The sequence below is a fragment of the Chitinophaga sp. 10T418 genome (assembly GCF_056394125.1).
This window is the reverse complement of record NZ_JBFTHG010000001.1, coordinates 403,976-429,446: the sequence shown is the minus strand read 5'-3', so window position 1 is coordinate 429,446 and position 25,471 is coordinate 403,976. Positions and strand designations below refer to the sequence as shown.

Annotated in this window: 24 protein-coding genes and 6 tRNA genes; 5 read left to right on the top strand and 25 right to left on the bottom strand. The window is 43.8% G+C overall.

All coding sequences use genetic code 11. The features are described from left to right. Window positions 1-45 precede the first annotated feature (45 nt). The 21 genes from rpoB to AC1DCV_RS01720 form a co-directional block, all read right to left on the bottom strand. Window positions 46-3,855, bottom strand: a complete 3,810-nt coding sequence (gene rpoB / locus AC1DCV_RS01820) for a DNA-directed RNA polymerase subunit beta (protein WP_477021560.1) — start codon at window positions 3,853-3,855, stop codon at window positions 46-48. Between the two features lie 219 nt (window positions 3,856-4,074). Further along, a complete protein-coding gene (gene rplL / locus AC1DCV_RS01815) occupies window positions 4,075-4,443 on the bottom strand; it encodes a 50S ribosomal protein L7/L12 (RefSeq protein WP_441572523.1) in 369 nt (122 codons plus the stop codon). Window positions 4,444-4,567: 124 nt separating this feature from the next. Continuing rightward, window positions 4,568-5,095 (bottom strand): 50S ribosomal protein L10, encoded by a 528-nt coding sequence (gene rplJ / locus AC1DCV_RS01810; RefSeq protein WP_133808747.1) that lies wholly within the window; start codon window positions 5,093-5,095, stop codon window positions 4,568-4,570. A 58-nt stretch (window positions 5,096-5,153) separates the two neighbouring features. Further along, window positions 5,154-5,843, bottom strand: coding sequence for a 50S ribosomal protein L1 (rplA, locus tag AC1DCV_RS01805; protein WP_089902929.1), 690 nt, complete (start codon window positions 5,841-5,843; stop codon window positions 5,154-5,156). Window positions 5,844-5,887: 44 nt separating this feature from the next. Beyond that, a complete protein-coding gene (gene rplK / locus AC1DCV_RS01800) occupies window positions 5,888-6,331 on the bottom strand; it encodes a 50S ribosomal protein L11 (protein WP_331964243.1) in 444 nt (147 codons plus the stop codon). 221 nt (window positions 6,332-6,552) lie between these two features. After that, a complete protein-coding gene (locus tag AC1DCV_RS01795) occupies window positions 6,553-7,749 on the bottom strand; it encodes a transglutaminase domain-containing protein (protein ID WP_477021559.1) in 1,197 nt (398 codons plus the stop codon). 130 nt (window positions 7,750-7,879) lie between these two features. Beyond that, the gene (locus AC1DCV_RS01790) at window positions 7,880-9,079 is read right to left on the bottom strand and encodes a transglutaminase domain-containing protein (RefSeq protein ID WP_477021558.1); all 1,200 of its coding nucleotides are present in this window, start codon (window positions 9,077-9,079) and stop codon (window positions 7,880-7,882) included. An 87-nt stretch (window positions 9,080-9,166) separates the two neighbouring features. Further along, complete coding sequence (gene nusG / locus AC1DCV_RS01785) at window positions 9,167-9,733, bottom strand: transcription termination/antitermination protein NusG (protein WP_089902937.1); 567 nt, start codon at window positions 9,731-9,733, stop codon at window positions 9,167-9,169. Beyond that, window positions 9,734-9,934 carry a preprotein translocase subunit SecE gene (gene secE, locus AC1DCV_RS01780; protein ID WP_106527941.1) on the bottom strand — a complete coding sequence of 67 codons (201 nt, stop codon included), beginning with the start codon at window positions 9,932-9,934 and terminating at the stop codon, window positions 9,734-9,736. A gap of 111 nt (window positions 9,935-10,045) precedes the next feature. Further along, window positions 10,046-10,116 (bottom strand) — tRNA-Trp (locus AC1DCV_RS01775). A gap of 103 nt (window positions 10,117-10,219) precedes the next feature. After that, window positions 10,220-11,407, bottom strand: a complete 1,188-nt coding sequence (tuf, locus tag AC1DCV_RS01770; protein ID WP_441572526.1) for an elongation factor Tu — start codon at window positions 11,405-11,407, stop codon at window positions 10,220-10,222. 72 nt (window positions 11,408-11,479) lie between these two features. After that, a tRNA-Lys gene (locus tag AC1DCV_RS01765) sits at window positions 11,480-11,553 on the bottom strand. 112 nt (window positions 11,554-11,665) lie between these two features. Continuing rightward, a tRNA-Thr gene (locus AC1DCV_RS01760) sits at window positions 11,666-11,740 on the bottom strand. A gap of 21 nt (window positions 11,741-11,761) precedes the next feature. Further along, window positions 11,762-11,834: transfer RNA gene (locus tag AC1DCV_RS01755), tRNA-Gly, on the bottom strand. Between the two features lie 199 nt (window positions 11,835-12,033). Further along, window positions 12,034-12,115 (bottom strand) — tRNA-Tyr (locus tag AC1DCV_RS01750). A gap of 55 nt (window positions 12,116-12,170) precedes the next feature. Beyond that, window positions 12,171-12,244: transfer RNA gene (locus AC1DCV_RS01745), tRNA-Thr, on the bottom strand. A 235-nt stretch (window positions 12,245-12,479) separates the two neighbouring features. Beyond that, the gene (locus AC1DCV_RS01740; protein WP_133808740.1) at window positions 12,480-12,779 is read right to left on the bottom strand and encodes an HPF/RaiA family ribosome-associated protein; all 300 of its coding nucleotides are present in this window, start codon (window positions 12,777-12,779) and stop codon (window positions 12,480-12,482) included. Between the two features lie 161 nt (window positions 12,780-12,940). Further along, window positions 12,941-13,882, bottom strand: a complete 942-nt coding sequence (locus AC1DCV_RS01735; RefSeq protein WP_477022071.1) for a tyrosine-type recombinase/integrase — start codon at window positions 13,880-13,882, stop codon at window positions 12,941-12,943. Window positions 13,883-13,968: 86 nt separating this feature from the next. Continuing rightward, a complete protein-coding gene (gene rpsU, locus AC1DCV_RS01730; RefSeq protein WP_079470678.1) occupies window positions 13,969-14,166 on the bottom strand; it encodes a 30S ribosomal protein S21 in 198 nt (65 codons plus the stop codon). A gap of 71 nt (window positions 14,167-14,237) precedes the next feature. Next, window positions 14,238-14,564 carry a cupin domain-containing protein gene (locus AC1DCV_RS01725; RefSeq protein ID WP_477021557.1) on the bottom strand — a complete coding sequence of 109 codons (327 nt, stop codon included), beginning with the start codon at window positions 14,562-14,564 and terminating at the stop codon, window positions 14,238-14,240. A 299-nt stretch (window positions 14,565-14,863) separates the two neighbouring features. Beyond that, window positions 14,864-15,616: an XRE family transcriptional regulator gene (locus tag AC1DCV_RS01720; protein WP_441572528.1), complete on the bottom strand. Its 753-nt coding sequence runs from the start codon at window positions 15,614-15,616 to the stop codon at window positions 14,864-14,866. A gap of 109 nt (window positions 15,617-15,725) precedes the next feature. Here AC1DCV_RS01720 and AC1DCV_RS01715 point away from each other — a divergent pair, with 109 nt between their 5' ends. Continuing rightward, window positions 15,726-16,172 carry a hypothetical protein gene (locus tag AC1DCV_RS01715; protein ID WP_477021556.1) on the top strand — a complete coding sequence of 149 codons (447 nt, stop codon included), beginning with the start codon at window positions 15,726-15,728 and terminating at the stop codon, window positions 16,170-16,172. Between the two features lie 99 nt (window positions 16,173-16,271). On the opposite strand, the gene AC1DCV_RS01710 is transcribed toward AC1DCV_RS01715, so the two are convergent. Further along, a complete protein-coding gene (locus AC1DCV_RS01710; RefSeq protein ID WP_477021555.1) occupies window positions 16,272-16,943 on the bottom strand; it encodes an SdpI family protein in 672 nt (223 codons plus the stop codon). A 317-nt stretch (window positions 16,944-17,260) separates the two neighbouring features. Between AC1DCV_RS01710 and dinB the strand changes: the two genes are divergently transcribed. From dinB to AC1DCV_RS01690, 4 genes are all read left to right on the top strand, one after another. Beyond that, window positions 17,261-18,475: a DNA polymerase IV gene (gene dinB / locus AC1DCV_RS01705; RefSeq protein WP_477021554.1), complete on the top strand. Its 1,215-nt coding sequence runs from the start codon at window positions 17,261-17,263 to the stop codon at window positions 18,473-18,475. A 110-nt stretch (window positions 18,476-18,585) separates the two neighbouring features. Then, on the top strand, window positions 18,586-21,543 hold the full coding sequence (locus AC1DCV_RS01700; RefSeq protein WP_477021553.1) for a DNA polymerase III subunit alpha: 2,958 nt from the start codon (window positions 18,586-18,588) through the stop codon (window positions 21,541-21,543). Between the two features lie 42 nt (window positions 21,544-21,585). Then, the gene (gene parS, locus AC1DCV_RS01695; protein ID WP_166649941.1) at window positions 21,586-22,038 is read left to right on the top strand and encodes a type II RES/Xre toxin-antitoxin system antitoxin; all 453 of its coding nucleotides are present in this window, start codon (window positions 21,586-21,588) and stop codon (window positions 22,036-22,038) included. A gap of 18 nt (window positions 22,039-22,056) precedes the next feature. Next, window positions 22,057-22,515: an RES family NAD+ phosphorylase gene (locus AC1DCV_RS01690; RefSeq protein WP_441572535.1), complete on the top strand. Its 459-nt coding sequence runs from the start codon at window positions 22,057-22,059 to the stop codon at window positions 22,513-22,515. Window positions 22,516-22,586: 71 nt separating this feature from the next. Here the strand turns inward: AC1DCV_RS01690 and AC1DCV_RS01685 are convergent, their stop codons facing one another. The 3 genes from AC1DCV_RS01685 to AC1DCV_RS01675 form a co-directional block, all read right to left on the bottom strand. Then, window positions 22,587-23,909, bottom strand: coding sequence for an aspartate kinase (locus tag AC1DCV_RS01685; protein ID WP_477021552.1), 1,323 nt, complete (start codon window positions 23,907-23,909; stop codon window positions 22,587-22,589). A gap of 80 nt (window positions 23,910-23,989) precedes the next feature. Continuing rightward, window positions 23,990-25,063 (bottom strand): Ldh family oxidoreductase, encoded by a 1,074-nt coding sequence (locus AC1DCV_RS01680; RefSeq protein ID WP_477021551.1) that lies wholly within the window; start codon window positions 25,061-25,063, stop codon window positions 23,990-23,992. Window positions 25,064-25,073: 10 nt separating this feature from the next. Beyond that, the gene (locus AC1DCV_RS01675) at window positions 25,074-25,385 is read right to left on the bottom strand and encodes a DUF3467 domain-containing protein (protein ID WP_133808729.1); all 312 of its coding nucleotides are present in this window, start codon (window positions 25,383-25,385) and stop codon (window positions 25,074-25,076) included. Window positions 25,386-25,471 lie beyond the last annotated feature (86 nt).

The window sequence follows — 25,471 nt, the reverse complement described above, 5'->3', positions numbered from 1 at the left end:
TATCAGCCATTAGCATTGCTGCTAATGGCTGGTAGCTAAAAGCTCTTAGTCAAATTTCAGATCCAGACCCAGACCACGCAATTCATGGATCAATACGTTGAAGGATTCAGGCACACCTGCTTTAGGTATGTTGTCACCTTTCACGATAGATTCATATGCCTTGGCACGACCAACGATATCATCTGATTTAATAGTAAGCAGTTCCTGCAGGATGTTGGATGCACCATATGCTTCCAGTGCCCACACCTCCATCTCACCAAAACGCTGACCACCAAACTGGGCTTTACCACCCAGCGGCTGTTGGGTAATGAGACTGTACGGTCCGATAGAACGGGCGTGCATCTTATCATCCACCATGTGGCTCAGTTTAAGCATATAGATAACACCTACGGTTGCCTTCTGGTGGAAACGATCTCCCGTTTCACCATCACACAGGTAAGCGTGACCGAAGCTAGGTAAACCGGCTTCTTTGATATAATCAGCAATTTCATCTGTAGTAGCACCGTCAAAGATCGGAGTCGCAAAGCGTACACCCAGTTTCAGACCAGCCCAACCTAATACGGTTTCGTAGATCTGTCCAAGGTTCATACGGGAAGGTACCCCGAGTGGGTTCAGTACGATATCCAGTGGTGTACCATCTTCCAGGAAAGGCATGTCTTCATCACGCACAATCTTGGCAACGATACCCTTGTTACCGTGACGTCCCGCCATCTTATCACCCACTTTCAACTTACGCTTGCTGGCCAGGTAAACCTTTGCCAGTTTCAGTACACCCGCTGGCAGCTCATCTCCGATAGAGATGTTGAACTTCTCACGTTTGTAACGACCCAGCTCTTCGTTGAACTTGATGTTATAGTTATGCAGCAGGGTATTGATCTGATCGTTCACCACTTCGTCTGTTGTCCAGCCCAGTGGATTTACGTTCATGAAATCAATATTTACCAGGTTCTTCGGAGAGAACTTGGAACCCTTAGAAATCAATACTTCACCGTAAGTGTTGGTAATACCCTGAGAGGTTTTATCCTTCAGTAATACCAGCAATTTGCTCATCAGCACTTCCAGCACATCTTCCGCATTCTTCTGGTGAATTTTCTCCAGTTTCTCGATAGCTGCTTTCTCACGGGTTTTGGAGTTCTTATCTTTCTTGGCGCGACTGAACAATTTCTTGTCGATCACCACACCTTCTGTGGATGGAGGCGCTTTCAGAGAAGCATCTTTCGCATCAGAAGCCTTGTCACCGAAGATCGCTCTTAAGAGTTTTTCTTCAGGAGAAGGATCAGATTCACCACGCGGAGTGATTTTACCAATCAGGATATCGCCTTCTTTAATGTGTGCACCAACACGGATGATACCGTTCTGGTCGAGGTCTTTGGTAGCCTCTTCACTTACGTTAGGAATATCCGGAGTCAGTTCTTCTTCACCCAGTTTGGTATCACGAACTTCCAGTTCATATTCATCGATGTGGATGGAAGTAAACAGATCCTCACGTGCAACACGCTCAGAGATTACGATCGCATCCTCAAAGTTGTAACCTTTCCATGGCATGAACGCTACCTTCAGGTTACGTCCCAGTGCCAGCTCACCACCGCGGGTAGCGTAACCTTCTGTTAAGAAGTCGCCATCCTTAACACGCTGACCTTTCTTAACGCAAGGTCTGAGGTTAATACAGGTGCTTTGGTTGGTTTTAACGAATTTGGTCAGTGTGTAAACGATCAGATCGTCTTCAAAGCTCACCAGTTTCTGCATTTCATCACGCTCGTAACGAACATGAATTTCATTTGCATCCACAAATTCGATCACACCATTACCATCCGCAGTAATCTGCAAACGGGAGTCACGCGCAGCTTTGCCTTCCAATCCGGTACCTACGATAGGCACTTCAGGGTTCAGCAATGGCACCGCCTGACGTTGCATGTTTGATCCCATCAACGCACGGTTGGCATCATCGTGTTCCAGGAACGGAATCAACGACGCACTCAAACCTACGATCTGGTTAGGCGCCACGTCCATGAATTCCACATCTTCTCTGTCGAGAATAGGGAAGTCACCGGTTTCGCGGGATTTTACTTTTTCGTTTAAGAAGTGGCCTTTATCATCCAGTGGGGCGTTCGCCTGTGCAATCTTCACAGAATCTTCCTCTTCAGCACTCAGGAACTCCACTTTATGCATATCTACTTTACCATCTCTTACTTTGCGGTAAGGTGTTTCAATGAAGCCCATTTCATTCACTTTTGCGTGAACGCAAAGTGTAGAGATCAGACCGATGTTTGGTCCTTCCGGTGTTTCAATGGTACAAAGACGGCCGTAGTGGCTATAGTGAACGTCACGCACCTCAAAGCCTGCTCTTTCACGACTCAGACCACCGGGTCCGAGAGCGGAAATACGACGTTTGTGCGTGATTTCTGATAACGGGTTTGTTTGATCCAGGAACTGAGATAACTGGGAAGTACCGAAGAAGGAGTTGATCACGGAAGACAAAGTCCTGGCGTTGATCAGATCTACCGGGGTAAATACCTCGTTATCACGTACGTTCATTCTTTCACGGATAGTACGTGCCATACGTGCAAGACCAACACCAAACTGAGCATATAACTGCTCGCCTACAGTACGCACACGACGGTTAGACAGGTGATCGATATCATCGATTTCTGCCTTACCATTGGTCAGCTGTACCAGGTACTTGATGATGGAGATGATGTCATCCTTCGTCAGCACTTTCATGTCTAACGGAGTAGGAAGACCTAATTTTCTGTTGATCTTATAACGACCTACGTCACCTAAATCGTAACGTTTGTCGGAGAAGAACAATTTATCGATGATACCCCTTGCAGTTTCATCATCCGGCGCATCAGCACCGCGCAGTTGGCGGTAGATGTGCTGAACAGCTTCCAGCTCGGAGTTAGATGTATCCTTGTTTAATGTATTGTAGATGATGGAGAAATCGCCGCTCACCTCTTCTTTCTGCACGAAAACGCTTTTCAATCCCATGTCTACGATGGTTTCGATATTCGCTTCATCCAGGATGCTATCACGCTCCAGCATAATTTCATTACGCTCGATGCTCACCACTTCACCGGTATCTTCATCCACAAAGTCTTCAACCCAGCTTCTTAAAACACGGGCAGCCAGCTTTTTGCCAGCATATTTATCAAGACTTTTTTTGTCTGCTTTTACTTCATCTGCCATGCCAAACAGCTGCAGGATATCCTTATCTGTTTCATAGCCGATGGCACGCAACAGGGTGGTAACCGGGAATTTCTTCTTACGGTCGATGTAAGCGTACATCACGTTGTTGATGTCCGTTGCAAACTCCATCCATGCGCCCTTGAACGGGATCACCCTTGCCGAGTAGATCTTGGTTCCGTTCGGATGTACAGATTGACCAAAGAAAACACCAGGTGAACGATGCAGTTGGGATACAACCACGCGCTCAGCACCATTAATAACGAAAGTACCTCTTGGAGTCATGTAAGGAATGTTTCCTAAAAACACGTCCTGGACAATCGTCTGGAAATCCACATGCTCCTCATCATTACAGCTGAGGCGGAGTTTCGCTTTCAACGGTACGGAATAAGTAAGCCCACGCTCAATACACTCCTCGATGGTATAACGCGGAGGATCCACGAAATAATCAAGGAATTCCAGATTAAAGATATTTCTGGTATCCGTAATCGGGAAGTTCTCTTTAAATACTTTAAAAAGTCCTTCGTTGTTTCGCTTGTCTGGTGTGGTTTCTAATTGGAAGAAATCCTTGAAAGATTGGATTTGGATAGCCAACAGATCCGGTGTCTCAGTAACTTGTTTGATCTTTCCAAAATTTACTCTTTCGTTTGTTTGGGCTTTTTTTAGAGACATATTCGAAGTTAGCAGTTATATGACTTGTAAGAATTAGGGAAATTAAGATTTCTTTGCCAATACCATCCCAATTTATTTATGCCTTCTGCACGTGGTCAAAGTCACCTTATTAGTGATTCCCCGTTTTGACTCTCTGAAAAAGACACTTTCCCAAAGGGAATAAGGCCAAAAGTGCAAAAGCACTTTTGACCTTTAAAAGATGTATACTTAAGCAAAGAATTACTGAATCTCAACATCAGCACCAGCTTCAGTCAGCTTAGCTTTCAGGTCTTCAGCCTCAGCTTTGCTCACGCCTTCTTTAATAGATTTAGGCGCACCGTCTACCAGTTCTTTCGCTTCTTTCAGACCTAAGCCGGTCAGATCTTTAACGATCTTAACAACGTTCAGTTTGCTTGCACCAGCAGCTTTCAGAACTACGTTGAAGGCTGTTTTTTCTTCAACTGCAGCAGCTTCACCAGCAGCAGCAACTACAACTGCAGCAGCAGCTGGTTCGATACCGTATTCTGATTTCAGAACGTCTGCGAGTTCTTGTACTTCCTTAACAGTTAAACCTACTAATTGTTCAGCTAATGCTTTTACGTCTGCCATTTTATAATGTTTTAATGTAATGTTTGTAATGTTGTTGTTAATTATATTGTGACTTGGAAGCCGATTGTGCTTTTAGCTTTTAGCTATCAGCTTTTAGCAAGCGAATAGTTCAAAGCAAAAAGAGTTATTCTGCTGCTGGTGCTTCCACTGCAGCTTCTTCTTTCTTGCCTTTTTCCAGCAAAGCAGCGATAACGCGTTTTGCAGGTGATTGCAAGAGACCGATAACTTCGCCGATGAGCTCGTTCTTGGTCTTGATGTTGGTCAAAGGAACCAGTTGGTTGTCACCGATGAAGATTTCATCTGCAACAAAAGCAGCTTTCAATACAGGCTTTTCCAGCTTGTTGTTAGCTTTACGGAAAGCAGAGATGATCAGAGCCGGCTCTTTCGGGCTGTCAGAGAACATCAGGGCAGTTACACCGCTCAGGCTTTCATATAAACCTGCATACTTTTCGCTATCCAGAGATTCCAGTGCCTTGCGGATCAGGGTGTTTTTAGCCACCTTCATTTCCACTTGCTTATCAAAGCATACTTTCCTCAGGCCATTTACCTGTGCTACTGATAATGATTCAGTATTAGTGATATAAAAGTTGCTGTATTGAGAGAACTTACTTTTCAGCAGTTCAATCGCTTCTTGTTTTTGATCTTTATTCATATTAAAACGTTTGTAGCAAGCCCCATCTTTACAGATAACGACTACAACTCGTGATCAATTAGTTTTGAACAGATTTAGTATCGATAACAATACCTGGACTCATGGTGCTTGCCATAGACAGACCTCTCAGGTAAGTACCTTTTGCAGTAGCTGGTTTCAGCTTGATGATAGCATTGATCAGCTCCAGAGAGTTCTGCTCAATTTTATCAGATGCGAAAGATACACGACCGATAGAAGCGTGGATGATACCAGCTTTATCAACCTTGAAAGTGATTTTACCGCCTTTAACATCGTTTACTGCAGCTGCAACGTCGTTAGTAACAGTACCGGTCTTAGGGTTTGGCATCAGGTTACGGGGACCTAAAATCTTACCCAGTTTACCGATCTTCGGCATTACAGAAGGAGTAGCTACGATTACATCAACATCAGTCCAACCAGCTTCGATCTTCTGGATAAATTCATCCAGACCAACGAAGTCAGCACCTGCTTCTTTTGCAGCAGCTTCTTTATCAGGTGTGCAGAGCACTAAAACCTTCTTAGTCTTACCAGTACCGTGTGGAAGCGTTACGGAACCACGGATGGCTTGATCTGCTTTCTTAGGATCAACGCCTAAGCGGATATGTAAATCGACAGAGCTGTCGAATTTAGTACAGTTAATATCTTTAACCAGGCTAGAAGCTTCTTTCAGGCTGTAAACCTTATTTTTTTCAAGCTTAGCGTCAGCTACTTTTCTCTTTTTAGTTGCCATTTGTCAAAATGATTTTAAGATCCTGCCTCAACAGGGTGAAACAATTAGTTTTCCCAAGGAGCTTTACCATCAACAGTAATACCCATGCTACGCGCAGTACCAGCTACCATTTTCATAGCGCTGTTCAGCGTAAAGCAGTTCAGATCAGCCATCTTATCTTCTGCGATAGCCTGTACCTGAGCCCAGGAAACTTTACCCACCTTGTTACGGTTTGGTTCTTTGGAACCACTCTGTAATTTAGCAGCTTCCAGCAGCTGTACTGGTGCCGGAGGAGTTTTAATTACAAATTCGAATGATTTGTCAGTGTAAACAGTCAGCAACACAGGCAATACTTTACCCATTTTATCCTGGGTGCGGGCATTGAATTGTTTGCAGAACTCCATGATGTTCACACCTTTGGAACCCAGTGCGGGACCAATTGGAGGTGCAGGGTTGGCCTGGCCGCCTTTCACCTGCAATTTCACGTACGTTGAAATCTCTTTTGCCATGTTTTTTAATTTAATTTGGTTAAACGCCCCCTGCAAAACAGAAGACTCCCAAAACTAAAAGGAACTAAAATAACCTTTTAAAGGGGATGCAAAGGTATATATTATTACGAAATTGTCAAAAAGTATTTGAAATTGGGCATCCTTTTTGCTTCGGAAAGGATTTTTTTTACAAATCTATTGCATTACCCGAATTTTTTCCTTATTATCCGAAGCCGGCAAAGTTACGATTTCTCCGCCACTTGTGCGTAAAACAATTCCTGCCGCTTACCCTTCTCTGTTTTTATATATTTATTTACAAAAGACTGCTCACGCATCACCTTTTCCTTCATCTCCATTATCGCCTGCAACAGCTCGTCCATATTATGCTTAATCGCATCGTCAGGAACATCCAGCCCCGAAAGCGACTTTTCAGCAGCCGTCAGCCGACCGGCAATCCCATCAATCATCTTCTTTAATAACTCATCCTTCATTTCCGGCAAAAACTGCCTGTTCTTGAAGCCCACATACTCATTATACAACTTCACCACCTCAGTATAATCCCGGTTCACAGCGTTAAACTGGTCTACCCGCCTGTTCCTTACCTCTATCTCCTGGTTGGCAGCCAATACCTTAATGGTTTGATCCATCCAGTCCAGCTCCGTCATAATAAATGGATTCGCTGCCCCGCCAAACTGCCGGATCCTGGCGGAGGCATGTTGCAACCGTTCCAGACGCGACTGCCGTGACCAGGCATTCAAACTATCATTGAAAGCGAACACGGACCGTTTCGTTGCTGCCGCAAAACCCTGGCTGTTCAGCTCGTCATGACGCAAGGGAAATGATAACATCTGCCACATGGGATCATAAGGCATATGCGTTTTCACTGCCAGTTGCGGCAGTGCCTGGAACCAGCTCCAGTTGATCTTCTGGATAAAACGACCATTATCTACCGCTCCTGCTCCCCAGGTAGGATCTGTAATGGTCCACTGCGTACCGTTTTTTATTACTACCCAGTCATGTGAACCCGTGGGAATCATAATATCATTCAGCAAACCGTAGCCGGTTACCACAATAGCATTAATGCCTGCTTCCCGGCATACCTGTGCATATAATACCGCATAGTCAGTGCATAAGCCTTTGCGGGTACGCAATGTTCTGAGCATTGCCGCCGCCGAATCCCTGTAACTGTTAGGCTGATTCATATTGGCCACATCGTAGACAATATTATTAGCCATCCAGCTGAATAATGATTGCTGTAAAGCCATACTATTAGTGGTATGCGCCTGTAACCACTTGGCCATTGCTGCGGGAGACGTCGTGGCTGATTCGGGTATCTGGGGAATAGCCAGCGTGGTGGCTGGTTTAACAGATTTGCCGGTTTGCGCGTCAGCTGATGTACATAGCAGCAGCCCGAGCAAGACAGAAATAACTGATTTCATACAATAATAAGATATAGGGAGATTGTGTTTAAAGGTCGGGGCAAGGCCCGGGACCATCCTAAAAATATAAAAAAGAGAAAACTTTTTTTCCTCTATCTGAATATCCGACTATATATCCAACTATGTAAAGTTATCGCCAGTTCATTTTATAAAACAAGGTTTTCCTGAATAATTTTCCCGTTTTAAGGTATCTCGTCAGGAAGACCTGTTCTTCTGCGATACGTTGTTTTAGTCCGGCAGCAGAAGCTTCTATTTCCATTTTATTGGTGGTATAAGGAGGCTCCGTTGCATTCACACTACTGAGCATTTTAGTGATGTCATTCAGTTCTGTAGCCATACCGTCCACCCATTCCCGGATCTCTTTATCAGACTTTGCCGGGGTATACTGGTTGTTTCTAAAAATTATATACCTGTTAAAGGAATTGATCACATCATTACACCGGCTGCTAGCCTGATTTATAATATGGGCCTGCTGATTTTGCTCATCTACCAGTTTCTTTTGTTTACTGTATGCTATTGTGTTATGGAGATTGGTTAATTCTACAGAGATCAGCTGATTAGTAATGCCATACTGCGTTATTCTGTTCACCGAATTCTCAGCCCGGGCCAGTTCCGGCATTAGCGCATACGCCGCCAGCGTATCCCTGTAATTAAATACCGGGCGACTGCTGCCTGCGGTCCACTTTCCATCCCGGATTTCATCGTGTCGTAAGGGCTGGTCCTGGAATTGGAACAAAGGATCGAAGGGTACATGTGTTTTAATAAATACAGCTGGAGCTATGAGAAAATGTTGCCAGTTAATCTGTTGCACATATTCATTATCCCTTGCATAGCCGGATCCCCAGGTAGGATCAGTCAACAGCCATTTATTTTCTGTAAACACAGCCACCCATACATGACTGGCATTATTAGGCCTCCCCGCACTGAGTGTATATCCGCTCACCAGCCACGCAGGAATATTGGCGCGGCGGCAGATGTCCATGAACAGGCTGGCATATCCCTGGCAAACAGCGATGCGGGTTTTCAGGGTGTTGTTGATGGCTTCAGCGGTATCTTTATAATAATCTGGTTTAAAGGTATTCACCATATCATAGCTGATATGGTCAGACATCCAGCTGTAAAGGGATTTAAGTATGGCAACCTGGCTTTTGTTGTGGGCTACCAGGTAGGCCGCCATTGCGGCTGGCGTGGTGGTCACCGAATCAGGCACGCGTGCAAAATTAACGGCAAAGGCCACCGGTTTAACGGTTTTTTGGGCTACAGTCTGGGCCTTTATGCTTCCGAGGAGGAAGAAGCAGATGGCACCCATTACCAGGCATTTGATATTCATGGTTATTTGATGTTCATGGCCATAGGTAAATGAGAAAAGCGCTCCGGTGTTCCGGAACGCTCTTCAATAAAGATGTTGTATAAAAAATTAAGAAAGTTTTTCTACCTGCATAAAGTTCAGCTCTACCGGAGTAGCACGGCCAAAGATCTTTACAGTTACTTTCAGTTTTTTCTTGTCTTCGATTACTTCTTCGATCACGCCGTTAAAGTCGTTGAATGGACCATCAATAATCTTAATGGTTTCACCTACGATGAAAGGTTCACTCATGGTTAATCCCTGATCGCTCAGTTCATCCACTTTACCTAACATTTTATTTACCTCAGCTTTACGGAGTGCGATTGGCTTTTCTTTTCCAAGGAAGTGAATAACGCCTGATACATTACGTATGGCTTGTATTACTTCATCGGTCATTTTACCATCTACCGCTTCGATCATCACATATCCGGGATAGAAGTTTTTTTCGCGCATCACTTTTTTACCAGCCTGCACTTTATAAACTTTTTCTACCGGCAGGAAGATCTGGCTGATTACGTTCCCCCAATCGGAGCGGCGTACTTCAATATCCAGGTATTCCTTCACTTTTTTTTCCTTGCCACTAACAACGCGGAGTACATACCACTTTGTTTCCTGAGCAGGAAGATTGGCTGCATCCATTTATTTAGCTTTGAAAATTTCGTAATAGTGTGTTAACACAAAATTGGAAGCGGCATCCATACCCCATACCAGCGCGGTAACAAATATTGTTGCTATCAGTACAATCATGGTAGATGACTGGAGCTCTTGCCAGGTAGGCCAGGACACCTTGTAAACCAATTCATGATAAGACTCGCGGAAATAATTTCTGATCTTATTCATTCTATAAAGTTAACTATTTATGGTCAATTGTTTAAAGCCTAAAAAATGGTTGACTTGTTTTATTTTGTAATAACAACAATTCAACCATTTAATTATATTTTTTAAACCTTGCACGGGTACTAGGATTCGAACCCAGATCAAAGGTTTTGGAGACCCGTATGCTACCGTTGCACCATACCCGTGTATAAAGCCATTAGCAGTGAGCTTTTAGCAGCCAGCAAATCTATATAAATTTTCTGACATTTAATCGCCAAAGCTAATGGCTTCTTAATATTATTTAGTTGCTTATTTCAGGATTTCAGTAACCTGACCAGCACCTACTGTACGACCACCTTCACGGATAGCGAACTTCAGACCTTTGTCCATAGCGATAGGCTGGATCAGCTTAACTGTCAGACTAACGTTATCACCAGGCATAACCATTTCAACACCAGCTGGTAATTCAACTTCACCTGTTACGTCAGTAGTACGGAAGTAGAACTGAGGACGGTATTTGTTGAAGAACGGAGTGTGACGGCCACCTTCTTCTTTGCTCAGTACGTATACTTCGCATTTGAATTCGGAGTGAGGTTTGATAGTACCTGGCTGGCAGATAACCATACCACGACGGATCTGAGTTTTCTCAATACCGCGGAGTAACAGACCAGCGTTATCACCTGCTTCACCTTCGTCGAGGAGTTTTTTGAACATCTCAACACCAGTACAAGTAGATTTCAGTGGTTCTTCCTGCAGACCTACGATTTCAACGTTCTCACCAACTTTGATGCGACCGCGCTCGATACGACCTGTAGCAACTGTACCACGACCTGTGATAGAGAATACATCTTCTACTGACATCAGGAACGGTTGATCAACCGGACGTGGAGGCAGTGGGATGTAAGTATCAACAGCATCCATCAGTTGATCGATAGCAGCAACCCATTTTTCGTCACCAGCGAGAGCGCCAGTTGCAGAACCCTGAATTACAGGAACGTTATCACCGTCAAAACCGTTAGAAGACAGCAGATCACGGATTTCGATTTCTACCAGTTCCAGCAGTTCTGGATCGTCTACCAGATCAACTTTATTCATGAATACCACGATACGAGGTACACCTACCTGGCGAGCCAGCAGGATGTGCTCTCTTGTTTGCGGCATAGGACCATCTGTAGCTGCCACCACGAGGATAGCACCGTCCATCTGAGCAGCACCGGTGATCATGTTCTTCACATAATCCGCGTGACCAGGACAGTCAACGTGAGCGTAGTGACGAGCAACTGTCTGATACTCAACGTGAGCTGTATTGATAGTAATACCTCTTTCTTTTTCTTCAGGAGCAGCATCGATCTCATCATATCCTCTCTTCTCTGCCAGACCTTTATTTGCCAAAATTGTGGTAATGGCAGCAGTCAAAGTAGTTTTACCATGATCCACGTGGCCGATGGTACCAATGTTTACGTGGGGTTTATCCCGCTTGAAGGTTTCTTTTGCCATTGTATTTTCTTTTTAGATGGTTTGTAAAGATTGTATTGATTGTTGTTTTAAAAAAACGGTTTTACAAACTTGTACCGTTGATGAGAATTGAACTCATGGCCTCCCCTAAATAAAAATGGGTCGCTCTTCCATTKAGCTACAACGCTAAGTTTTAATTTCGGAGTGCAGAATTTACAAATTCGAATTCCGAAATTCGAATTTTATGGAGTTTGTTGAGGCGATTAAAAAAGTCACTACAACTATTCTTCTAAAATTCAATGGAGCTGTTGATGAGAATTGAACTCACGACCTCTTCCTTACCAAGGAAGTGCTCTACCCCTGAGCTACAACAGCTTAAAAAATTGCTTTAATGCGAGCGGGAGACGAGGTTCGAACCCGCGACCTACAGCTTGGAAGGCTGTCGCTCTACCAACTGAGCTACTCCCGCATTTTTAATTCACTAAGTTTCCGGCAAACAACACTGCAACTTTCCACTTATAGAATTATTAGAATAAAAATAAGAACTTTAAAAGGCTGTTGTACCACAGGTTTAGGGTATTCTGTCTACTACTTCTGAATTACTCACCTTCTACTCAACAACTATGTTCCGCCTCTGCGAAGGGCAAAAGCGGAACACGCTGTATTTGTGGGCAGGATAGGATTCGAACCTATGAAGACGTAGTCAGCGGATTTACAGTCCGCCCCATTTGGCCGCTCTGGAACCTGCCCTAACATCTTTGGATTTTGTCATCCGGTTATCTCAATAACCAAATAAAAATCGATGAGCCAGCAGAGGGATTCGAACCCCCGACCCACTGATTACAAATCAGTAGCTCTGGCCAACTGAGCTATGCTGGCATCTTTCAAAAAACATTCTTTCAATAAAGTAACTCGTTGAAAGAGAGCGCAAAATTAAACGAATTTTTCAATTCTCAAAATCTTTTTTTCAGTTTGTTACAAATATTTAAAAATTTATCTGCTTCCCTGAAAACGCCCTACCATAAAGAACTTTGCTACCTTTACCGACCCTCTTTTTGAATCGGGATGGCAAAGGTAGCAAAGAGATTAATATTTCCAAAATTATTTCAGAAAATTATTGAAATTTCTTTTCCTTCTTTCTTTTCACCTGCTCTACAAGGGATTCGAAGGCAAGGTCAAAAGACTCTTCGAAGGACTTAGACTCGTGCTTGACAAACAAGTCCTGACGGGGTATTCGAACTCGGATCTCGGCTATTTTGTCTTTAATTTGATGGGCTAAATTATCCACTTTTAAAAATACATCCACACTAATGATACGGTCATAAAAGGTGTTTAACTTCTGAAGTTTCTTGTTCACATGATCGATCAATTTGGAATCAGCATCAAAATGCACAGTTTGAATTTGTACGTTCATAGCACTAATTTTTTAAATATTTAACAATCTAAGTTCTAGTTAGTAAAGGAAGGTCATAGGCACTCTCTTTTAGTATAATGAACTGGATTACTAATATAGTCACTTTTGCAATGCAATGCGGAATAGCCGCGTAATATTTTGTTAAAAGCCAAAAATAACTGCTACGCTTTCGGGTGTGCCTGTTGATATACTTTCTTCAACTGCTCAATCGTATTGTGCGTGTAAACCTGTGTGGCAGCGAGACTGGAGTGACCCAGCAATTCTTTGATGGCATTCAGATCTGCACCATTGTTTGCAAGATGAGTAGCGAACGTATGACGAAGTATATGCGGGCTTTTCTTTTTTAAAGTAGTGATTTGATGTTCTGTGAGATATTTCCGTACTGTCAGATACACATATTTGGGATATAGTCGCTGGCCGCTGTGTGGATGCACCAGCAATACCCCTGCTTCAAATTCTTCCAGGTAACTACGCTTCTGATCCATATAGTCGCCTATTTGCATCTGCAACCCCTGGCTAATAGGAATGATCCGCTCCTTTCCGCCTTTCCCCATTACCTTAATGGAAAGATTCCCTTTGTCTACCCTGAACTCCTGTAAAGAAATCAGCTCCGACAAACGGATACCTGTCTGATAAAAGATTTCAAAAATGAGCCGATGGGTAGTACCTTCAAAATCATTGGCAAAAATCTGAACGGAAGTAAGGGAAACGGGGCTGATATTATCTTCCAGGGCACGCATGCCCTTCTCCTCAATATAACCCGGCAAACGGCGGCTTATTTTGGGCGCAATCACTTTGGTCATAGGCGACTGTTTAACCAGACCCTGACGCAGGCAATATTTGAAAAAGGATTTGAGTGTGGAGATTTTGCGGTTTACGCTTTTGGCCGTCATGGCATCCTCCATGAGACGGGCCAGCCAGCTACGGATCATTACATGAGTAAGGTCCTCTACAGCGGTACTGTTGTAGCTGAGGGTAATATAATCGATAAACTGTAAAAGATCGTTACGATAGGCAGTGCAGGTATGCGCTGAGTACCGTTTTTCGAGCTGGATATAGGCTATAAAGCGCTCTGCTAAGGAATATAATGGTTCGTTCAACACAAAAAGATTGATGATTGTAAAGTTATTAAATAACCTTACAATCATCAAATATTTTGAGTTGCACTCAGCTTATTGCCAATGCAATATTAATCTTCAAACTTACCGGTAGCCAACTGTTGCTTGTAAACGGCTTTTAACACCTGGTTACGACGTTTAACAGATGGTTTAGTAAAAGACTGGCGCGTTCTCAGCTGCAGTAATATGCGAGCTTTCTCAAACTTCTTTTTATATTTTTTAAGCGCCTTGTCTATGTTTTCGCAATCTTTAGAATCAATGATCAACATAATTTTTGCCTCTTATTTTTAGGAACGCAAAGATAAAACAAGATTTGTGAAAAAACAAAAGACTATCAGAATTATTCTGTCTCCCCTCCCTCCTGACCATAAAATATCACCCATAATAGCAGATCGGCCGTAAAATTCCGGAAGCGATGTGTAGCCCCGGCGGGCACAAACAGGAAATCGCCCACCCCAATGTGTACCACTTTACCCTCCATTTCAAATTCCCCGCTTCCCCGCATTACCAGGTAGATTTCGTCCTGAACATGAGGTTCCTGTCCATCTATCTCATCCGGGCCAAAGATAATCCCCCGCATGGAACCGTGTTCAAACAATACCGCGAAGTCATCTTCGCTTTTCTGCAATTGTGTTAAGGACTCGGCAAAAGAAACATGAAACCTCATACGCTGGTTATTTAACATGTGCTGAGATAACCCGAAATTAAGAAAGAATTGGGAATTTGAACTGAAGATAGGCGCTGGCATTGGGCGCAGATGACAATAGTATGGGCTGGCCAACGATGAAATCTGATGGTAGCGGCAGCGCAAGCGAAGGAAGACAGACGGCAAAAGACCTGTTACCTGACAGATCACAGCATTTCGGGAGCATAATGATGCTGTGCTATACAAACAGGAATCTCAGGAGAGATCTACCCGGTAGTCACCGCGCCTATCTTTCCTGAGATCCCCGAAACTTAGTTTTTTTAGTCTTTCAGCTTCTTCTTTAACAAACTCACCTGATCCTGCAGATGGCTAACCATATCCGCCAGGTGGTTCACACTCATACGGCTTTGTTGCCCTGCTTTGCTGATTACGGCATCAGACTGCCATAATTCCAGCACCTCCTCCATTTCCACTCCATATGGCTCAAACTGTGGGTTATCTGATACCAGGGTGATTTTTGATTTGGAGCGGTTATTCTTCAGGATACGTTTAAAAACAATGCCTTCACGGGAAGTAATCACCACATAGGTTTCATTGTTCTTAATTTCTTCCCATCCGTCTACCTTATGGCAAACGATAACAGAACCGGAGGTAACCGGCAACATAGAGTCTCCGGCTATTTCAAAGGCCCGGTAATCCCCGGCACCCAGCATAGGCAATGTAAACGTATTCAGTTCCTCTATAAATTCATCATCATTATAACCAGCGAGATAACCGGCAGCTGCTTTTACCGGTACAAACTGTATTGCCTGCCGGGCACTGCCCAACTTCAGCTGACGACGCTTTTCCAGGAAACTGTCTTTCTGGGAGCCAAGATCGCGGCGGAGCAGATCATCGATAGATACCCGGAACATATCACTTACCTGTTCCAGGATTTCTGTACGGGGTTCAGCTCGCTCCTCTTCATATGCACCCAGCAGGGATCGCTTAATACCGAGTTTATCGGCAAACTCTTGCTGCGTCCAGGCTTTTTGCTTACGCAGATATTTCAAATTCTGACATACTACGGACATAACCTAAATAATTTAGTACCTTGCTAACAAAATTAGCAAATATTTTTATGAATTACCAAATATATTCGGGTCGCTTCGCTTATTTTTGCCCGGTAAAATCCAACTCGATATGTTAAATTACATACACTCGTTTTTAAGATGGGCGCTATTACTCGCTGGGATCTGGGCCGTTGTCCGTTCATTAAAGGGCGTAACAGGCAAAACACCATTCACTGCAGCAGACAGTAAAGCAGGACTTTTCTTCATGATATTCTGTGACCTGCAATTGTTAGTGGGACTCATTCTTTTCTTCGTGAGTCCTTTATCTAAAGCCGGCATATCAGACATGGGCGCTGCGATGAAAGATCCTGTACTGCGATTTTTTACCGTAGAACATGAAACGATGGCCATCATCGCCATTGCTCTCGTACACATCGGTAAATCCAAAATAAAGAAAGCAGCCTCCGATGCACAAAAACATAAACTGGGCCTGATCTTCTTTGGTCTCGCACTGGTGGTGATACTAGCACTTATCCCATGGCCTTTCCGTGCAGCACTCGGTAAAGGATGGTTTTAATAACTGCCCTGACAGTCAGATAATAAAAACGATTAAGCAAAATGGCGTCCTTGTCAGGGACGCCATTTTCTTTTTATTGATTGACCACTGAATAACTAATTAACCTTTGTCCTTGTTGTACAATCTGAACGAATAGATATACGGCAATGCCGCCAGTACAATCGCCACAAAGAAAATGATAAATACACCGGTGATCAACGACAGGAAGAATCCGGCTATGATGATTACTACACCTGCACTTACCCACAGGTTACTGGCCATCAGATGGGTTTCTGTCCATACAGTAGGGCTTTGTAATGTCCATGGTGTTCTTACACCTACATAATTGTTGGGCTTCAGATTACGCAGATAAAAACCGATGCCGGTAATCAGCAATCCCACTCCTATAAATGCCCAGCGTTCCATGATGAACGATTTTCCCTGGCTCACCAGGAAAATGATAATGCAGGTAAAAACTGCCTGATAAGAATGAATCAAAAATCGAATGCGATAATATTCTTTGTGCTCCACTTCTATGGCAGACGGTGTAATCTGCTTTTCTCCTGCAGCTGGAATATAGCGAAACAGGAAATAGATGAGAGCATTTGTAAAAAACAGGAAGATCATCAGCAACAGGAAGTCTCTCTTTGATCCCATTTCCTGGGCGCCTGATGCGCTTAAATTTGTAGAGACAACTGCAGGTATCGAATTCCAGATAATAGCCAGGTAGCCCATGGGGACCAGCAGCAACGCGAGGATAAGCAATTCTTTGGTAAAATCCGGCTGTTTCATTGGAGATAAGTTTAAATGTAAAACCACTCACATACTCCCTTTTTCCTTCATTTCCATTCTCTTATCTATTACATATTGGATGCCAGTTATGTTTATTAAAGTTACGAAAATTGATTCTTAGAGAAATCCCAATAATATTTTACTAAATTTATTAGTATTACTAAAATAATTAGTAATTTAGCAGTCGCAGATAAAAGTGATTCCGGCTGGCAGGCCTGCTGCTTTACTATCCTCTCCCTTTGCCCGGTCCGCCATCCGTATCGCTTTTATACGGTCTAGCTGTTCCGTCCTTTGTTTATCCATAAACCAACGTTATTATGATTACGTTACAACAGCGTACCATTGCGCATTTCGACCTTGACTGTTTTTTTGTGTCAGTGGAATGCCAACGGGATAGCCGGTTAAGCGGACAACCGCTGCTGGTGGGCGGCAGCAGTGATCGTGCTGTGGTAGCTGCCTGCAGCTATGAGGCCAGACGCTATGGTATTCATTCTGCTATGCCCATGAAAACAGCATTGCGGCTTTGTCCGCATGCCATTGTACGCAGTGGGGATATGGAATTGTACAGTGCAAAATCCAGGGAGATCACGGAGATCATTGCCGGCAAAGCACCGCTATATGAGAAATCATCTATCGATGAATTTTACCTGGACCTTTCCGGCATGGATAAATTCTTCGGCTCCCTGAAATGGACGACAGAGCTGCGGAAAGCCATCATGAAAGAATCAGGGCTACCTATTTCATTCGGACTGGCGTCCAACAAGTTGATCTCCAAAGTAGCCACTGATGAGGCTAAGCCAAACGGTCAACTGGAAATACTGTTTGGCGAAGAGAAAAGTTTTCTGGCACCGCTGGCGGTGGAAAAGATTCCGATGGTAGGCCGCGAAACCGGTGCCCAGCTAAGGCGCCGTGGCGTAGAAACCGTGAAAACACTGAGTGAAGTGCCCATCTCCCTGCTGGAAGCATGGATGGGGAAAACCGGAATAGCGCTTTGGAAAAAAGCCAATGGTATCGATGAATCGCCGGTAGTGCCTTTTTATGAACAAAAATCTATTTCTACAGAAAGTACTTTTCCTGCAGACACCATTGACATGGAATTTCTACATGCAGAATTAGTACGCATGACGGAAAAAATAGCATTTGAATTAAGACAGCAAAATAAACTTACCGGCTGCATTACCCTGAAACTACGCTATTCCGATTTTGAAACCGTTACCAAACAAATGTCAATTCCTTACTGCTGTGCCGATCATGTGTTGCTGGAAAAAGTAAAAGAACTGTTTAAAAAACTATATGACCGTCGTTTGCTCGTACGCCTTATTGGCGTACGTTTCAGCCACCTGGTGCAGGGAAACTACCAGATCAGTTTATTTGACGATAAACAAGAAATGATCGCGCTTTATCAGGCCATTGATCAAATCAAAAATCGTTTTGGATGGGAGTATCTGATGAAAGGTACCAATGTGATACCACCTGATCGAAAAAAACAGCCGGCACCGAAAAAAGATATCATGCCGTATTTCAAAGTTTAATATCGCTGGCTGATAACAGTCGTTCGGGAGTGTAGATGATATTGCATGGTAAAGTTCAACATCTCCCGATAAAAAATAACAGCACGTAAAAAGGAACACCCAATTCAATTATGTATCTCAATTGCAAAACATTTTTCAGCCTGCGCTATGGCACTATGCATGCAGAAATGCTCGTAGAAAAAGCATATGAACTGGGCATTCGCACCCTGGCACTGACGAATATCAACATAACTTCCGATGCATGGGAGTTCGTGGAACTTTGCAATAAATATTTGATTAAACCTATACTGGGCCTGGAATGCAGAAACGAAAACGATTTTAAATATATCCTGCTGGCACGTAACCAGCAAGGCTGGTATGCCATCAACCATTTTCTGTCCGAACATTTGCAACACGAAATTCCGTTTCCTGACCAGGCACCTTTTATCCCTCATACCTTTGTTATTTACGCTTGGGGAAGCCGCGCTCCGGAAAAACTGGCAGCACACGAATTAATCGGCGTAAAGCCCTGGGAGCGTAATAAATTATTCAGAACAAATACCTCATCTATCCGGGATAAACTGGTTATTCTGCAACCAGTAACCTTCCAGGATGAAGAATATTTTGAACTACATCGCCTGCTGCGGGCAGTAGATCAGAATATTCTTATTTCACAACTAACGCCCGATATGACGGGCCATCCGGCAGAACAATTCGTACATCCTTCAAAAATGGTGGAACATTTTTCAGACTATCCACATATTGTACAAAATACAGTGGAAATAATGGAAGCCTGCCAGGTGGAAATGGACGTAACCCCTCACATTCCCCGCAACAAAAAGCATTTTACAGGAAGCGTGGAAGGAGACCGCGCCAAATTGCGGGAACTGGCCCTGGAAGGCATGTACTACCGGTATGGCGATGATCATGAAGAAGCGCTTAGCCGTATTGAAAAAGAGCTGGCCATTGTTGCTCAAATGGATTTCGAATCGTATTTTCTGATCACCTGGGATATCATCCGGTATGCACAGGAACAGGGATTTTTCTACGTAGGCCGGGGCAGCGGCGCTAATTCCATTATTGCCTATTGTACAAAAATTACGGATGTAGATCCCATAGAGCTGGACCTGTATTTTGAACGCTTTCTTAATCCTTCCCGTAGTTCTCCACCGGATTTTGATATTGATTTTTCGTGGCGCGATCGTGATCATATCATCCGGTATGTTTTTGATACCTATGGAAAAGATTATACAGCGTTACTGGGTACCGTCACCACTTTCCAAACAAATGCCATTATACGGGAACTGGGCAAAGTATATGGACTACCCAAAAAAGAGATTGACAAAATACTGGAGAATGGATTTCATGTTCAACTGGAGGCAGATGACATCCATCAGAAAATAGCGCATTACTGCGACCTGATGGATAGAAAACCTGCATTCCCCAACCATCTCAGCATTCATGCGGGAGGAATACTGATCAGTGATGAACCTATTCATCATTACTGCACCACCTATTTGCCACCGAAAGGTTTTGTAACGGCACAACTGGATATGTGGCAGGCAGAACGCATAGGACTGTATAAGTTTGATATCCTCAGCCAGCGCGGACTTGGGCATATACGCGATGCCATCGACATCATAAAAGAAAACAAACATGTGGATATCGACATCCATAATGTCAAAGCATTCCAGATAGATACCCGTGTAAAAAATAACCTGGCCACCGTAAATACAATTGGCTGTTTTTATATAGAATCTCCCGCCATGCGACAGCTGCTACTGAAGCTGCGATGCGATAATTATCTGGCACTGGTAGCAGCGAGTTCTATTATCCGCCCCGGTGTAGCACAATCGGGCATGATGAAAGAATATGTACAACGATATCGCCATCCCGATAAAGTGGAATACCTGCACCCGGTGATTGAAGAACTGTTGAAAGAAACTTTTGGTATTATGGTGTACCAGGAAGATGTAATTAAAGTAGCCCATCGATTTGCCGGTTTGGAACTGGCAGATGCGGATACACTCCGCCGCGCCATGGGAGGAAAGTATAGAGACGCTAATAATTTTAAACAAATAGAAGATAGATTTTTTGAAAACTGTGCCGCACGTGGCCATTCCCCACAAGTGGCGCAGGAAGTATGGCGACAAATAGCCAGCTTCGCCAACTTCTCTTTTTCCAAAGCCCATTCCGCCAGTTTTGCAGTAGAAAGTTATCAGAGTCTGTACCTGAAAACATATTTCCCGGCAGAGTTCATGGTGGCTGTCATCAATAACTTTGGCGGCTTTTATAACCGGGAACTTTATTTCCGGGAGCTGCAGAAAACAGGAGTAACCATGCATCCGCCCTGCATTAATAACAGTGAATATTCCACAAATATCAAAGGCCAGGATGTATATGTGGGGCTGATTCACGTAGAAGGACTCGAACAATTACTGGCAGAAAGAATATTGGCCGACCGGTTAGCCTATGGACCATTTGCACATCTGGAAGACTTTACCAACCGCATCTCACCAACGCCGGAGCAACTGGAAATACTGATCCGCATCGGCTGTTTCAACTTTACAGGCTACACTAAAAAAGAATTATTGTGGAAAAGCAGTATGCTCGTAAAAAGTAAAGAAACCAATAATACCCATAGTCTCCCGCTGTTTGGAAATACGACTGTTAACTGTGAACTCCCTACCCTGGCGTATCATGCGCATGAAGATGCCTTTGATGAGATTGATCTGCTGGGTTTTCCGCTACAATCCCCTTTCAGTGTATTGCAACACAATCAAAGTACGTATATGCCTGCCCGTGAGTTCGGAAAATATGTGGGTTTGCCGGTTACTACTTTGGGCTACCTGGTGACCACTAAATTTTTACGCAGCAATAAAGGAGAGCCCATGTGTTTTGGTACTTTTCTGGATAAAGAAGGCACTTTTGTGGATACCGTGCATTTCCCTGATAGTCTGCGGCAATATCCCTTTCAAAAAGGTGGTTTTTATGTTTTACAAGGTAAGGTGGCGAAAGAACATGATGTAATAACCTTGGAAATCAACAAGATGTGGAAGATTGGGTATTTTGAAGATAAAAAAGCATAAAACCGACAAAATGTTGTATTTTTGCGACAAATGTCGGGTATTATGAAACACGTAAAAGGATACCGCGTGCAGGAAAATGCATTACTGATAGTAGAAGCACCTGGGGCGGCTTTCATTGCCGGTAGCGGCTATTTTGATTTTATACAACTTTCCCGTAGTGGAATTATTAAACAAGCATTATTAAATTTGAGCAGACAGCTTTCTTTTTCTTTATCAGAACTTGCGCAGGTAGTACATGTTTCAGAAAGAACACTACAGCGCTACGCAGACGATGCAAAATTGTCTGCCGATACCTCTGAGCGTGCCATTTTGCTCTCTCAGCTCTATCAACGCGGGACCGAAGTGTTCGGTCAGCTTGAAAATTTCAAGGAATGGATGAGAACATCTTTACCTGCCTTCAACTATCAAACCCCTATTTCGCTTTTAGATACCACTTTTGGGTTTCAGCTGATACAAGATGAGCTGGGGCGCATTGAGCATGGCATCTTTGCATAAATCAACGAATCAATCAACATGGAAGTATACAGGATCAGTAAGTGCGCTTACATCAATGATCTGAGTGGAACAGGTGCGCGTCTGTACGGAGGACGCTGGAACAGTCCAGGGCATTCCATTGTGTACACCGCTGGCAGCAGAGCATTATCCGCATTGGAAGTGCTTGTGCATATTCCTTTGAAAAATATAGTACAGGATTTCTGTATTGCTACTATCAACATCCCGGATAACCTTGCCATTAAGGTGTTGACCAAACATGACCTGCCTTCAGGCTGGCAGTCACTTGGTCCGGATCCGGAGCTGCAGGGTATTGGTGATGAATGGGCAGATACCGCTAAATATGCGGTACTGAGGATTCCTTCTGTTGTGATAGCAGATGAATATAATTACCTGATTAACCCCCTTCATCCGGATGCAGAGAGTATAACAATCGTCAATACACAGCCATTTGTCTTTGACCAGCGGCTGAAAAAATAATTTTCAAACGTATAAAAGAAATGCCACGGATAATATCCGTGGCATTTCTTTTATACGTTCATATCCTATGTCTATTCCAGACCAAACAGCCCTTTATTCAGCACCTGCAATGTTTTCTCTTTAAACTGACCATTAATCAGGATAGAGATATTGTGTCTGCTGCCACCATAAGAGATCATGCGCAAAGGAATTTCTTCAATGGCATCAAATAATTTGGTGATAATGGAGGGAGTAGCCGCTACTTCGTTACCAACAATAGATACAATGGTTTGATGATAATCCAGTTCTACAGTACCGAATGGTTGCAGTTCTTTCAGGATCTGATCCAGGTATTGCTCGTTATCGATCGTTACAGACACCGCTACTTCAGAAGTAGTGATCATATCAATTGGAGTGCGGTATTTTTCGAATATTTCAAAAATTTTGCGGAGGAAACCATATGCCAGCAGCATTCGGCTGGATTTGATTTTAATAGCAATGATGCCATCTTTCGCTGCAATTGCCTTTACCCCGTTACCATTAGGCATTTCAGTGATGATAGTGCCTTTGGCTTCCGGTTGCATGGTATTGAGCAATTTCACCGGGATATTGAAATGTTGTGCAGGCCAGATAGAAGCCGGATGGAGGATTTTAGCACCGAAGTACGCCAGTTCCGCCGCTTCATCAAAAGAGAGCTGCTCAATGGGGAAAGTTTTTTTCACCACACGCGGGTCATTGTTGTGCATACCATCAATGTCTGTCCATATCTGCACTTCATCTGCCTGGATAGCAGCACCGATCAGGGATGCAGAATAGTCACTGCCGCCACGTTTCAGGTTATCCACCTCTCCACGTGCATTGCGACAAATATATCCCTGGGTAATAAATACCGTTTGACCTTTATGCTGGCTGATCAGGTTAGCCAGTTTGATTTTTATTTTTGGAATTTCTGGTTCTTCAAATTCATCAATACTCATGAAATCCAGTGCAGGCAACAGTACTGCAGGGATACCAGCTTCTTCGAGATATACGCAGAACAGGCGGGTAGATAATAATTCGCCTTGTGCAAGAATATCTTTATTCAGCGCTTCATTAAAGGATATCTTCAGAATGATGTTCAGAAATTCAAAGTGTTCATCAACAATCGCCTTGGCATTTGCGCGGCCGGCTTCCTGCTTCACCAGTTCATCGCAAAAGGTACGGTAGTGGTTCTCCAGCTTATCTATCTGCTGCTTCGCCTGTTCCTTCTTACCTCCTGACAGTGACTGACTAATTTCCACAAGGGAATTTGTGGTGCCTGACAGTGCAGACAGGACCACAATTTTCTGATCATTATCTGCTGTGATCAGTTGCGATACCGACTGCATACGCTCTGGTTTTCCCACGGAGGTTCCACCAAATTTTAACACTTTCATCTGAATGTTTTGTTTTGCTTTAGCTACCTGAAATCCAGCACGGGCTTTATTCCTGGTGTTTTTTTATGAACGATTATGATTTAAAAATTCAAATTAAACTTTGCAGCTACTTCCTTCATATCCTTTACCACAGGGGCTATTACAGGAATTCCCTTTTCCAGTCTTTCGTGCTGCATTTCTCTTTCCGGATCTCCGGGTATCAACACTTTTTTCCCTGCTATCGGTTCAGCAGCTCTGAAGCGATTGATCCAGGTATCCATATTCATCTTAAACTCTTCTGCCGGCCGGAATGCATCTACACGCATAGCACCGAAGAAATGTCCCAGTCCTTCTCCTACCGGATCAGGCGCCAATGGCAGAAAACTCACGAATGGAGGCGCCCAGGGACCATAATTAGCTCCTGAAAGAACGGCCGAAAATATATCAACTATTGCTCCCAAACAATACCCCTTATGACTTCCATGTTCGCGATCACCACCCAGTGGCAGCAAAGCCCCACCGTCCTTAAGTTCGTGAGGATTTTTGCTGGGGTTACCTTCTTTATCCTGTATCCAGCCATAAGGCGCTTCTTCATTTTTGCGTTGGAGGATCTCCAGTTTACCATTGGCTGCAGTGGTAGTAGCAAAATCAGCCACGAAAGCTGGTTGCTCTTTAGCCGGAACGGCTACTGCGATAGGATTGGTGCCCAACATCCGCTCTGTAGAGAAAGTAGGTGCTACCAGCGGACTGGCATTGGTCATGGCCATGCCTATCATATCCCTTTCCAAAGCCATCATGGCATGATAGCCGGCAATACCAAAATGATTGGAATTTTTCACACTTACCCAGCCAGTACCTACTGCAGCTGCTTTCTGCATAGCTATTTCCATGGCAAAAGGCGCTACCACCAGTCCCAAACCGGCATCCCCATCAATAACAGCGGTGCTGGGCGTTTCATGCACAATGCGAATATCAGGACGTGCATTGATCCGCTTTGCCTCCCATAAACGAACATAGCCCGATAAACGGGCTATTCCATGAGAATCTATACCACGCAAATCTGCCGATACCAATACTTCACTGGCTAATGCAGCATGTTCGAGGCTACAACCCATGTGAATAAACACCTCGCGGGTAAATTCCCTCAAATGATGATAAGAAAAAATATGTTCCATCTGCAACGAATTAAGCCTGAGCGGTGGGTCCACCAAAATTCAATGGTACAGATACCTGCTCCTGATCCTGGATGGGGCCGTGTACAGATTCGTATTTCTTAATATTATCCAGCATCGCTTTCATAAAGCGCTTGGCATGCTGCGGGGTAAGTATTATACGGGATTTGACCTTCGCCTTAGGCAGACCGGGCATCACATTCACAAAGTCTACCACGAATTCGGCGTTTGAATGAGTAATGATAGCAAGATTCGCATATTGACCCTCGGCGATTTCTTCATTCAACTCTATATTAAGCTGATTCTGTTCTTCCTGATTTTCCATGTTGTACGTTTTTGCCGTACAAAAATAGAAAAAGAGGACTCAAATGAGTCCTCTTTTTTTAGAAACAGCAAATTAGCGTCTGTTAC